Source organism: Yoonia sp. KMU-150, assembly GCF_056858355.1.
The window spans coordinates 2,034,049-2,045,883 of sequence record NZ_JBXEQF010000001.1 but is presented as its reverse complement, the minus strand read 5'-3'; the positions used below and the strand labels follow the sequence as shown (position 1 = coordinate 2,045,883).

The 11,835-nt window shown below is 63.9% G+C and carries 9 protein-coding genes and 1 tRNA gene; 5 read left to right on the top strand and 5 right to left on the bottom strand.

Annotated features, from left to right (window positions below; translation table 11 throughout):
* The first annotated feature begins 4 nt into the window (after positions 1 to 4).
* Positions 5 to 667 (top strand): 6-phosphogluconolactonase, encoded by a 663-nt coding sequence (gene pgl, locus AC04PH_RS10085; RefSeq protein WP_483065612.1) that lies wholly within the window; start codon positions 5 to 7, stop codon positions 665 to 667.
* Between the two features lie 3 nt (positions 668 to 670).
* Positions 671 to 2,269, top strand: a complete 1,599-nt coding sequence (pgi, locus tag AC04PH_RS10080) for a glucose-6-phosphate isomerase (protein ID WP_483065611.1) — start codon at positions 671 to 673, stop codon at positions 2,267 to 2,269.
* Between the two features lie 2 nt (positions 2,270 to 2,271).
* Here pgi and AC04PH_RS10075 read toward each other — a convergent pair whose 3' ends face one another.
* The 5 genes from AC04PH_RS10075 to AC04PH_RS10055 form a co-directional block, all read right to left on the bottom strand.
* A complete protein-coding gene (locus tag AC04PH_RS10075) occupies positions 2,272 to 2,736 on the bottom strand; it encodes an acyl-CoA thioesterase (RefSeq protein ID WP_483065610.1) in 465 nt (154 codons plus the stop codon).
* Positions 2,736 to 3,086, bottom strand: coding sequence for a RidA family protein (locus tag AC04PH_RS10070; RefSeq protein ID WP_483065609.1), 351 nt, complete (start codon positions 3,084 to 3,086; stop codon positions 2,736 to 2,738). Before AC04PH_RS10070 ends, AC04PH_RS10075 begins: the two co-directional genes overlap by 1 nt.
* A gap of 26 nt (positions 3,087 to 3,112) precedes the next feature.
* Positions 3,113 to 3,186 (bottom strand) — tRNA-Gly (locus tag AC04PH_RS10065).
* Between the two features lie 57 nt (positions 3,187 to 3,243).
* A complete protein-coding gene (locus AC04PH_RS10060) occupies positions 3,244 to 5,286 on the bottom strand; it encodes an ASKHA domain-containing protein (protein ID WP_483065608.1) in 2,043 nt (680 codons plus the stop codon).
* 108 nt (positions 5,287 to 5,394) lie between these two features.
* Positions 5,395 to 6,162, bottom strand: a complete 768-nt coding sequence (locus tag AC04PH_RS10055) for a hypothetical protein (protein WP_483065607.1) — start codon at positions 6,160 to 6,162, stop codon at positions 5,395 to 5,397.
* A 126-nt stretch (positions 6,163 to 6,288) separates the two neighbouring features.
* Here AC04PH_RS10055 and guaB point away from each other — a divergent pair, with 126 nt between their 5' ends.
* The 3 genes from guaB (at position 6,289) to AC04PH_RS10040 (ending at position 11,355) form a co-directional block, all read left to right on the top strand.
* Positions 6,289 to 7,737, top strand: a complete 1,449-nt coding sequence (gene guaB / locus AC04PH_RS10050; protein ID WP_483065606.1) for an IMP dehydrogenase — start codon at positions 6,289 to 6,291, stop codon at positions 7,735 to 7,737.
* Positions 7,738 to 7,766: 29 nt separating this feature from the next.
* Positions 7,767 to 8,936 carry an RsmB/NOP family class I SAM-dependent RNA methyltransferase gene (locus tag AC04PH_RS10045; protein WP_483065605.1) on the top strand — a complete coding sequence of 390 codons (1,170 nt, stop codon included), beginning with the start codon at positions 7,767 to 7,769 and terminating at the stop codon, positions 8,934 to 8,936.
* Between the two features lie 163 nt (positions 8,937 to 9,099).
* Entirely contained in the window at positions 9,100 to 11,355 is a 2,256-nt protein-coding gene (locus tag AC04PH_RS10040; RefSeq protein ID WP_483066181.1) for an ATP-binding response regulator, read from the top strand.
* Positions 11,356 to 11,835: the final 480 nt, after the last annotated feature.

Genomic DNA, 11,835 nt, shown 5'->3' with positions numbered 1-11,835 from the left:
TGTGATGGACCTCAAGACCTATCCGGACAGCGACATGATGATGATCGAACTGGCCCAGCAATTGGCCGGGCAGATCGAAAACGCGCTTTTCAGCCACGACACCGTGACCCTTGCCGTGCCCGGCGGGACGACGCCCGGGCCCGCGTTCGACGCGCTTTGCGCCGCCGATCTGGACTGGTCTCGCGTCAACGTGATTCTGACCGATGAACGCCGCGTGCCTGTCACGTCCGAGCGGTCGAACGAACGGCTGGTGCGCGAGCGTCTGCTGACCAGTCGCGCGGCGGCGGCGAACTTCATTCGCTATCTGCCCGATGACGACGGGCCGCTGGATGCGATGAACGAAAAGATCGCGGCGCTCTTGCCGCTCAACGTCGTGCTGTTGGGCATGGGCACCGACATGCACACCGCCAGCATCTTTCCCGGCGCGCCGGAACTGGACGAGGCATTGACGACCGATGCACCACTGGTCGCCGTCACGCCCAACGATGGGCTGGAACCGCGCGTGACCCTGTCGATGTCGGCCCTGCGCGGCGCGATGTCGTGCCATGTGCTGATCGTGGGCAATGACAAGAAGGCTGCACTTGAACAAGCGGACGGGCAGGACCCGAAGGTGGCCCCGATTGCGGGCGTCCTGCCCGAAGCGGTCGTGCACTGGGCGGAGAACTAGGCCATGTGGGACAAGCTGAGGGCGCATCACGCCGAAGTCGCCGATCGCCGGTTCGAGACGCTGATCGACGGCGCGCGGGCCGCAGGGTTCGCGGCGCAGGCGGGCGACATGCGGCTGGATTACGCCAAAACCAATATCGACGCCGAGGGGCGCGACCTGCTCTTTGCCCTGCTCGACGACGCGGGTGTGGCGGAAAAGCGTGCGGCGATGTTCGGCGGCGAGACCATCAATGAAACCGAAGGCCGCGCCGTGCTGCATACCGCGTTGCGCAACCTCGACGGCGGGCCGGTGACGGTCGACGGGCAGGACGTGATGCCGGAGGTGCTGGCGACGCTCGACCGGATGGCGGCATTTGCCGATGCCGTGCGGAGCGGCAGCTTTACCGGGCAGAGAGGTGCAATCACCGACGTGGTCAACATCGGCATCGGCGGGTCCGACCTTGGCCCGGCGATGGCGGTGAATGCGCTGGCCCCCTATCACGACGGGCCGCGCTGCCATTTTGTGTCCAACGTGGACCCGGCCGATATCGCGCAGGTGCTGCGGTCCTGCGATCCGGCGACGACACTGGTGATCGTCGCCTCCAAGACCTTCACCACCACCGAGACCATGACCAACGCCCGCACCGCGAAGGCGTGGATGGGCGAAGCCGTCGACGATCCGGCGGCGCAGTTCTGCGCGCTGTCCACATCGGACGAACGCACCGCCGATTTCGGCATTCCCGGCGACCGCGTCTTCGGGTTCGAGGACTGGGTCGGCGGGCGCTATTCCATGTGGGGGCCGATCGGGCTGTCGCTGATGATTGCCATCGGGCCGGACGCCTTCCGCGCCTTCCTGCGCGGCGGGCAGGCGATGGATACGCATTTTCAGGCCGCTGACTGGCACGAAAACCTGCCCGCGATTTTGGCGGTCACGGGTATCTGGCACAACCAGATTTGTGATTACGCCACCCGCGCGGTTCTGCCTTACGACAACAATCTCAACCGCTTGCCGGCCTATCTTCAACAGCTTGAGATGGAAAGCAACGGCAAGGGCGTGTCGATGAACGGCGAAAACCTCGCTGTCCATTCCGGCCCCGTCGTCTGGGGCGAGCCAGGCACGAACGGGCAGCACGCGTTCTACCAGCTGATCCATCAGGGCACCCGTGTGGTGCCGTGTGAATTCCTCGTCGCCGCGCGCGGCCATGACGACGATCTGCACCACCAGCATCAGTTACTCGTCGCCAACTGCCTCGCACAGTCAGAGGCGCTGATGAAGGGCCGTGATCTGGATGAGGCGCGCAGCAAGGTCGCTGATAAATTCGACGGCGACGAACTGGAGCGACAGGCGAAACATCGCGTTTTTCCCGGCAATCGCCCCTCCGTCACCATCAGTTATCCGCAACTGACGCCTTTCGTGCTGGGCCAGATCATCGCGCTTTACGAACATCGCGTGTTTGTCGAGGGCGTCGTGCTGGGCATCAATTCCTACGACCAATGGGGCGTGGAACTGGGCAAGGAACTCGCGACAGCCCTGCAACCGGTAGTCGAAGGCAAGGTATCAGCGGCGGACAAGGACGGATCAACGGCGGCGCAGGTGGATTTTCTGCAGCGCCACGGGTTGTAGCGTTACACCTGCACCGCCCCGTCGCGGTTGATGAACCGCTGGCGCAGATCGTCTGGCAGGGCGCGCTTGGTGTTGTCGGGGTTCAGCATCACGATCACCGCATGGCCGGTCGTCGTCAGCTTGCCGCCCACGAATACGCCGTAGTGCATGGTGAAACTCGAATTGCGCACCTCGACCGTGCGACCGGTCAAAACGTATTCATCGTTCAGTTTTACTTCAGCTTTGAAGTCCAACCCGATGGTGCGTAACACTATTTTCGGCGGCTCGCTGTCGTAGTCGTGCACGCCGTAGTCACGGAAATAATGAATGCGCAGATTTTCGAACCAGCGCAGATAGGCCGCGTTGTTCACATGCGCCAGCACGTCGATTTCGCCGAACCGCACGCGGTCGGCCATGCCGAAGGTCCATGGTTCGGGCACGCCCGCATCGCGCAGGGCTGTAGCGTCGAGCGGGGCGAGAAACTGCATCAGACAGCGGCGGTGACGATGATCTCGACCTTGTAGCCAAGGGTGGCCAGTTTCGCCTCGCCGGTCCAGCGGGCGGGTGCGTGGCCCTCGGCGACCCAGGCATCCCAGACGGCATTCATCTCGGCGAAATCGGCGGCCATGTCAGCGACCCAGATCTGCGTGGTCAGCAGGCGGGTCTTGTCGGTGCCTGCGGCCTCCAGCAGGCGGTCGATCTTTTCAAGGCAGGCCTGCGTCTGTTCGGTGACCGATGCGCCTTCGGCCCCGACTTGCCCCGCCAGATAGACGACGCCGTTATGCACGACGGCCTGGCTCATCCGGGGGCCGGGTGTGATGCGTTTAATCTCTGACATTGGGGGACCTTTCTGCAGGGGAGCGATGGAGCGGGTAACGGGAATCGAACCCGTAACTGAAGCTTGGGAAGCTTTCGTGATACCTTTTCACCATACCCGCATCACACGGTTTGGGATACGCCCGTGCGCGCGAGGCGTCAATCGGGAAACCGTCGTATCAGCCGCGGTCGCGCCGTCGCCTGCGCCCGCCGCCTTCGCCACCGCCGCCCGCATTATGGTTCACGTCGGGCAGTGCTACGATGGAGCGCAGGATCGGGAACGGTTCCACCGCGTTCGGGATGTTGGAAGCGTTGACGAAATGCTCCTGAAACCGGGGTTCGATCGCGGTTTCGATCTTGTGGATATTGCGCACGGTCTGTTCGATCTCGGCGCGGGCGGCAGTGTTGAGCAGGGCGATCCGCGCGCCGGTGCCCGCCGCGTTGCCAGCGGAGGTCACCTTGTCGAGCGGGGCATCGGGGATCATGCCCAGCACCATTGCGTGTTTCGGGCTGATATGGGCGCCGAAGGCACCAGCGAGCACGACGCGGTCCACCTTGTCGACGCCGAATTTGTCCATCAGCAGGCGCGCACCTGAATAAAGCGCCGCCTTTGCCATCTGGATTTCGCGGATATCGCGGTTGGTCACGGTGATGCGCGGCCCGCCCTGAGCAGTGCCGTCATAGACCAGATAGGAATTGGTGCGTCCGTCGGCAAAACAGTTGGGCGATCCGGTCTGTTCGGCGGACCCGATCAGCCCCGGCCCGTCGACGATGCCATGGATGCGCATTTCGGCCACCATCTCGATGATACCGGAGCCGCAGATGCCGGTAACGCCGGAGCGACCGAGGCTGTCGAGAAAGCCGTCCTCGTCCGACCAGACGTCGGAGCCGATGACACGGAAGCGGGGTGTCTTGGTCACGGGATCGATTTCCACCCGTTCGATAGCGCCGGGGGCGGCGCGCTGGCCGGAACTGATCTGCGCGCCTTCAAAGGCGGGGCCGGTGGGGGAAGAGCAGGCCAGCACCTTTTCGGTATTGCCCAGCAGGATTTCCGCGTTGGTGCCGACATCGACGACCAGCACGAGGTCTTCCGAGGTGTCGGGATGTTCCGATAGGGCGACGGCAGCGGCGTCCGCGCCCACATGGCCCGCGATGCAGGGCAGGATGTAGATGCGCGCGGCGGGGTGGATGTTCAGGTCAAGTTCCATCGCGCGCAGCGACAGCGCGTCGGACGTGGCCAGCGCAAAGGGCGCCTGGCCCAGCTCGAACGGGTCGATGCCCAGGAACAGGTGGTGCATGACCGGGTTGCAGACGAAGACGGCATCCATGATCTGCCTGCGGTCGATCCCGGCCTCTGATGCGATATTGACGAAAAGCGCGTTCATCCCCTCACGCACGGCGGCCGTCATTTCCGCAGCCCCGTTCGGGTTCATCATACCGTAGGACACCCGGCTCATCAGGTCTTCGCCAAAGCGGATCTGCGGGTTCATGATACCGGAAGATGCCACGACCGCGCCGGTGTGCAGATCACACAGATGGGCGGCAATGGTTGTAGAACCCAGATCGACGGCGAGGCCATAGATGGAATCTTCGTAATATCCGGGCCAGATGCGCATGATACGCGGGGCGAAAGTGGTATCGCCGTGATGCACGGCGCAGGTCACCTTCCACGCGCCCTTGCGCAGGGCGGGCTGCAGTTTCTGCAACACCCCCAGATCGGCTTCGAGCTGCGGCAACCCCCATTCGGCGCGGAGCGCATCGACGAGGCGCTGCAGATCGCCTGACGGGTCGTGCATGTCGGGCTCCTTCACCTCGACATAGTAAAGTCGGGTGGAGGGGTGCAGCGTGATGTCGCGCACCTCTGCCCGTTTGCGGACCACCTGTTTGTGCACCTGGCTTTCGGGCGGCACGTCGATCACGATGTCGCCCTGCACCTGCGCCTGACAGCCCAGCCTGCGGCCCTTGGGCAGGCCGCGGATGGTATTGTAACGCTCCTCGACCGCGTTCCAGCCGCTGAGCGCGTCGCTTTGCACTGTGACGCCGTGTTTGGAAAATTCACCGTAGGACGGGGTGATCTGACATTTGGAGCAAATCCCGCGTCCGCCGCAGACGCTGTCCAGATCGACGCCAAGCTGGCGCGCGGCGGTCAGAATCGGTGTGCCCACGGCAAAGCGGCCACGCTTGCCGGATGGCGTGAAGATGACGAGGGGGTCCTGGGTCATGGTCTTGTGCCTGTCTCTCTGCGGTGCGGGCCGCAATTTGGGTCACATTACCGGCGGGATGCGCGAAGGAAAGGTCCATTCCCGTCATAATGATGCCGCGTGCGCCATTCAAAGCGTGAGTATATCCACCGACCGCGCGCCCCAGATGTAGACCGCCAGCGGTATCGGCAGAACGGCGATCGCGACCGTCAGCAGGATCGCGGGCCAGCGGAACAGCCGCACGATCCCTGCCAGCATCAGGATGCCGCCGCCGCCGCCGATGGCGAAGGTGCCGGGGATGTTGATCAGCACCGCCAGCATGACATAGCGATAGCGCACGGTCAGGGCGGCCAGCGGGCGCGGCAACCGGGCCTCTAGCCGGGCCAGCCGGTCCTGCGGCGGTGTGGTTTCGATATCGGCGACCAGCAGGCAGGCCCGTTTCATATGCAAGTCGCGGAAAGTGTTGTGAAGGACACGCAATGGCACAAGGCGACCCACCAGAAAGGCAAGCGCAAGCCCCGCGACCGTCGCCAGATAAACGAAGGGGGCGACGGACGCCCCTTGCATCAGCAGCAGCGCCACGCCGACTTCTATGCCCGGCATGAAGGGAATGGCGATCAGCAGCGCGTATCCCACCAGAACCAGAACGAGCAGCGACAGCATCACCGGTTGATCCGCAATCGCGTTCATCGCCCCGACCCGTGACAATAGCCACCCCATCGCGGCATGAAAGACCAGTGCCACGGTGATCAGGATGCAAAGCCGAAGGATCGTGCGCGGCAGCGCGCGCCGCAGCGGCGGCGCGTCGGCGACGGTGGCGGGGTCGACAGGGCGCTCTGCAGTCACCGGCGTTGCGACGTCGGACCGGGGGTGCTGCTGGCGGGAGGTGTCTTTCATCGCCGAACGATGCTGCGGAAATTGCCGCGTCACAAGCGATATCACGACAGTTTGTTCTTTTGGTGCCCGGCGTTTCATGGGATAGGCACGTGCCAAACGCTGCCCTTATCCCGGAGACTTGGAAGAATGGAAATTCGCGAGGCCCTGACATTCGACGACGTGTTGCTGGTGCCGGGCGCATCAAGCGTGTTGCCCTCCACCGCCGACACCGCGACGCAGGTCACGCGGACCATCGCGATGAACATCCCGTTGCTGTCCTCGGCCATGGACACGGTCACCGAAAGCCGTATGGCGATCACGATGGCGCAGGCGGGCGGCATGGGTGTCGTGCACAAGAACCTTGGCGTGGACGAACAGGCCAAGGAAATCCGCCGCGTCAAGCGGTTCGTCTCCGGCACCGTCTATAACCCGATCACGCTCACGCCCGATCAGACCCTGGCGGACGCCAAGGTGCTGATGGACCGCTACCGCGTCACCGGCTTTCCGGTGGTGGGCGAGGGCGGGCGCGTGCTGGGGATCGTGACCAACCGCGACATGCGGTTCGCGCAGGACGATAGCACGCCTGTCAGCGTCATGATGACGTCGGACAATCTGGCGATGCTGCAGGAACCTGCGGACCTCGACGAGGCCCGCTCGCTCATGCAGGCGCGGCGGATCGAAAAGCTGCTGATCACCGATGCCAAGGGCAAGCTGACCGGTCTTCTCACGCTCAAGGACAGCGAACAGGCGGTGCTGAATCCCATCGCCTGCAAAGACAAGCTTGGCCGCCTGCGGGTGGCGGCAGCGACCGGCGTGGGCGACGCGGGGTTCGAGCGGGCGCAGGCGCTGGTGGACGCCGGTGTCGACATGATCGTCATCGACACCGCACACGGGCATTCCGAAGGAGTGGCGCAGGCGGTCGACCGCGTGAAACGCCTGTCCAACGACGTGCAGATCGTCGCGGGCAACATCGCGACGGGCGAGGCCGCGAAGGCACTCATCGGCGCGGGCGCGGATGCGGTCAAGGTCGGCATCGGTCCCGGATCCATCTGCACGACGCGGATGGTCGCGGGCGTGGGCGTGCCGCAGCTCACGGCGATCATGGATTGCGCGGCGGCGGCGGGCGATGTGCCGGTGATCGCCGACGGCGGGATCAAGTTTTCCGGTGATTTCGCCAAAGCCATCGCAGCGGGCGCGTCCTGTGCGATGGTCGGCTCCATGATCGCGGGCACCGATGAAAGCCCGGGCGAGGTGATCTTGTATCAGGGCCGGTCGTTCAAATCCTATCGCGGGATGGGCAGTCTTGGCGCAATGGCACGCGGCTCTGCCGACCGGTATTTCCAGAAGGACGCGGCCAGCGACAAGCTGGTGCCCGAAGGGATCGAAGGGCAGGTGCCCTACAAGGGGTCCGCCAGTGCCGTGGTGCACCAGCTGGTCGGAGGTCTGCGCGCGGCGATGGGCTATACCGGCAACGCCACTGTGCCGGAGATGCGCCGCAACTGCACCTTCGTGAAGATCACCGGCGCGGGGCTGAAGGAAAGCCATGTGCACGACGTGCAGATCACCCGCGAGTCGCCCAATTACCGGATCGGTTAGGTGTTGGGGACGCTGACAGGCCGCCCAAGATGACACCCGCTGCGCGGGTGGCCGCTGCGATTGAGATCATCGACGCCATTCAGGTGGGAACGCCCGCTGAACAGACGCTGACCGGGTGGGCGCGCGGCAGCCGCTTTGCCGGATCGAAGGACCGGGCCGCCGTGCGCGATCATGTCTTCGACGTGCTGCGCCGCAAGGCGTCTCTGTCGGGCGGTGACCCGGCAGCCACCGGTCGCGCGCTGATGATCGCCGAACTGCGGCGTCAGAATGTCCCGCTTGAGACGGTCTTTACCGGTGAAGGCTACGCCCCGGCGGTGCCGACCCCGGCGGAAATTACGGCACATCCAGTGCCGCAGGACCCGTGGGACATCCATGACGTGCCGCAATGGCTCTGGCCTGAATGGGTCAAGAGTCTCGGGCCCGATGCGACGGCGGCAGCCGCCGCTGCGCAGGATCGCGCGCCGCTGTTCCTGCGTGTGAACGCGCGGAAAGGAACGCGCGATACGGCAATCACCACATTGGCCGATGACGGGATCGTGGCGACGCCTCATGACAATGTGTCCACCGCCTTGCGCGTGACCGGAAACCCGCGTCGGGTCAAAACGTCCGCTGCCTATCGCGACGGGCTGGTCGAGGTGCAGGACGCCGCCTCTCAGGCAGCGGTGCTGCGGTTGCAGCCCTATGTCGGCCGTCGTACCCTTGATTTCTGCGCTGGCGGCGGCGGCAAGGCCCTCGCACTGGCCGCCCGGCACGATGCCGCGATCACGGCGCATGACATTTCGGTCGCGCGTATGCAGGACATTGCACCGCGTGCGGACCGCGCCGGGGCTGCGATCACGGTTGCCACCGGCGACAGGCTCAGGGCCGCCGCGCCGTTCGATCTCGTGGTCTGCGACGCGCCCTGTAGCGGCAGCGGCACGTGGCGGCGCAATCCCGATGCCAAATGGCGCCTGACCCGTGACGATCTGACGGAATTTCAAACGACCCAGCTTGCCGTTCTGCAATCGGCGGCGGGGCATGTCGCGCCGGGCGGCGCACTGGCCTACATGACCTGCTCGGTGCTGGAGGCGGAGAACAGCGACACTGTCGCGGCGTTCCAGGCGGTGGCACCGGAGTGGGACTCGCGCGAAACGCTGTCATTGTTGCCGTGCAACAGTTGGGACGGATTCTATCTGAACGTTTTACAGCGACGCATCTAGCAACCTATGATTGTTTCTGGCGCTGTCCGCCGGTCGTTAAGTCATCGTTAACGTCTGTCGGGGTAGTGCTGGGACACATCGGTTACGGGAAATTGGGGTGGCGTCACAGAACGAATCTTCCTCGGTCGCAAACGACGCGCCCGCGCAGCGTCGTCAGCATCTTATGTTGCTGGCACCTGTGCCGTTGCTGGCGGCGGGTGCCGTCTGGGCACCAGGGATCACCGTGCAGCTGGCGCTGCTGGTCTGTGCCGCGATGCTGCTGCTGGCAGGCGTTTTCATCTTTGCGGTGCGGCGGCAGAACGCGACACGCCAGCGCCAACTCGAGGTCGCAGCGGCCCATCTGATCCGCAACGACCTGACCCCCGCTTTCATCGCCGACGCATCCGGCACCGTCGCGGATTGCAATACCGCTGCGCGAAAACGGTTCCCCTGTGATCGCCGGGAAGAGGCGACGGTGGCAGGCCATTTGTCAGCCGTCATCGCGAACCCCGATCCGGTTCTCTATCGACTGCAGAAAAAGGCGCAGGAAAGCCACGCCGCGTCAGAGGATATCGTGACGCGGAGCGGGCAATACCGCCTGTCCGTCACACAGATCGGTGACGGCGGCTTTCTGTGGCGTTTCGACGATCTGACGACGGCGAGCGGGGATGATCGCGTGGCGGGCTCAGCCCTGCCGATGCTGACCGTCGGGTCCAGCGGCGCAGTCCTTTACATAAACGATGCGTTCCGGACGCTGCTGGGCCAACGTCCCAAAACCCTCGCGGACGTCTTTGGCACGGCCAATGTCAAGAATGGCCACAGCTACAGGATCAAGGCCGGGGACAACACGCAAAGCGTTATGGTGGCAGAGGTGCCAGGTCCCGCGGGACGGCGCGAAATCTATGCGTTGCGTGGCGCGGCTGGGCAGGATCAGCCGCGCGAAATTGCCGACGATTGGGACACGATCGAGGACCTGCCCGTGCCTTTGCTGCAGATCGGTGCCGACGGGGTCATACGGGCCGCCAACCGCGAAACCCGTGCGCTGCTGGGGCTGGAAAAACCGGTCGGTCGCCAGATCGGCGACGTGCTCGACGGTCTCGGCCGCCCAATCCGGGACTGGCTGCAGGAGGCGCTGGACGGGCGCGGCGCGCAGGCTTCGGAATTCCTGCGCGGACGGGGTGATTTTCAGGATACCTATGTGCAGGTCTCGCTCAATATCGCGGGCAGCGGTGATGACCGTCACATCGTGGCGGTGCTCAACGACGTGACCGAACTCAAAACTCTCGAAGCGCAATTCGTACAAAGCCAGAAGATGCAGGCCATCGGGCAGCTGGCCGGTGGGGTCGCCCATGACTTCAACAATCTTTTGACCGCGATTTCAGGGCATTGCGATCTGTTGTTACTACGCCACGACCAAGGCGATCAGGACTATGGCGACCTGATCCAGATTCATCAGAACGCCAATCGCGCGGCGAGCCTAGTGGGGCAGTTGCTGGCGTTTTCACGCAAGCAGAACCTGCAGCCCGAAGTGGTCGATCTGCGCGACGCGCTGTCGGATCTGGCGCATCTGCTGAACCGGCTTGTCGGCGAAAAGGTCAAGCTGACGGTGCGCCACGACCCCGACCTTGCCCCGATCAAGGCGGACAAGCGACAGCTGGAGCAGGTGATGATGAACCTGGTCGTCAATGCCCGCGACGCCATGCAGGACGAGGGGGGCGAGATCCGCGTCGCGACGGCGAACCGGACGCTCCTCAAACCGCTGGAACGTGACCGCGCGTTCGTACCGCCCGGCGATTATGTCGAGGTGCAGGTCATCGACCGCGGGCAGGGGATCGCGGCGGAAAAGCTGCCGAAGATATTCGAGCCGTTCTTCACGACCAAACGTCCGGGCGAAGGCACCGGGCTTGGCCTGTCGACGGCTTACGGGATCGTGAAGCAGACCGGTGGCTATATCTTCGCCGACAGCACGCCGGGCGAAGGGACGACCTTTCAACTCCTGTTCCCACGATACTTTCTGCCGGAAACCATCGCGCCGGAGGTAAAGCCCCAGAAGGCGGCACCGCTGACCGGGGCATCCGACGGGGTCGTCCTGTTGGTCGAGGATGAGGCCCCGGTGCGCGCGTTCGCGTCGCGTGCGCTGCGTCTGCGCGGCTACACGGTGCTGGAGGCCGACTGCGCCGAGGCGGCGCTCACGATGCTGTCCGACCCTGATCTGAAGGTGGATATCTTCGTCACGGATGTGATCATGCCCGGCATGGACGGCCCGACCTGGGTGACGGAGGCGCTTGCGCACCGGCCCGACACCAAGGTGATCTTTGTGTCGGGCTATGCCGAAGACGCGTTCCAGAACGGCAAGCCGCAAATCCCGAACTCTATTTTCCTGCCCAAGCCGTTTTCGCTGAGCGATCTCACCCAGACCGTTCAATCGCAACTTCAGTAGTGCACCGCCCGAGTGTGCGAGCGGTTAGCTCCGCTTTCGCATTCGAAATTTAATGGATAGCATATTCTAAACAATAAGATAGGGTGCGAAGTCCATGTGGTTTCCACGGTTCCAGCGTTGGCCGCATATGGGGATGATTGTCCGCAGTCGCATTTAAGTGTCCACATCCTGCGGCGTGTGCGTCGGTGTTCGCGTTTCCGTCACGCGATGCAGCTTCTGGTGGCGGGTGCGATCCAGACTTTGGTGACGAATGCGATCTGGTTTTGGAGGGCAAATACGTCGGAAATTTCCGTGGTGTTTGCGCTCGCCTCAACCGTGATCTGTCATCAACAGAGGCTGCAATGGCACGGTTAGAAAAAAATCGTCAGCAGCCATAATATACTGACCGAAAAGCCGATTGCCCGGGTGTTCGGTTCGATAACCCGCTCTGCGTTCTGCGTTCTGCGTTCTGCGTTCTGCGTTCTGCGTTCTGCGTTCTGC

Bases quoted from the DNA above. Each gene is read 5' to 3' on its own strand.
- pgl (WP_483065612.1), top strand. From the start codon at position 5: ATGGACCTCAAGACCTATCCGGACAGCGACATGATGATGATCGAACTG.
- pgi (WP_483065611.1), top strand. From the start codon at position 671: ATGTGGGACAAGCTGAGGGCGCATCACGCCGAAGTCGCCGATCGCCGG.
- AC04PH_RS10075 (WP_483065610.1), bottom strand. From the start codon at position 2,736: ATGCAGTTTCTCGCCCCGCTCGACGCTACAGCCCTGCGCGATGCGGGC.
- AC04PH_RS10070 (WP_483065609.1), bottom strand. From the start codon at position 3,086: ATGTCAGAGATTAAACGCATCACACCCGGCCCCCGGATGAGCCAGGCC.
- AC04PH_RS10060 (WP_483065608.1), bottom strand. From the start codon at position 5,286: ATGACCCAGGACCCCCTCGTCATCTTCACGCCATCCGGCAAGCGTGGC.
- AC04PH_RS10055 (WP_483065607.1), bottom strand. From the start codon at position 6,162: ATGAAAGACACCTCCCGCCAGCAGCACCCCCGGTCCGACGTCGCAACG.
- guaB (WP_483065606.1), top strand. From the start codon at position 6,289: ATGGAAATTCGCGAGGCCCTGACATTCGACGACGTGTTGCTGGTGCCG.
- AC04PH_RS10045 (WP_483065605.1), top strand. From the start codon at position 7,767: ATGACACCCGCTGCGCGGGTGGCCGCTGCGATTGAGATCATCGACGCC.
- AC04PH_RS10040 (WP_483066181.1), top strand. From the start codon at position 9,100: ATGTTGCTGGCACCTGTGCCGTTGCTGGCGGCGGGTGCCGTCTGGGCA.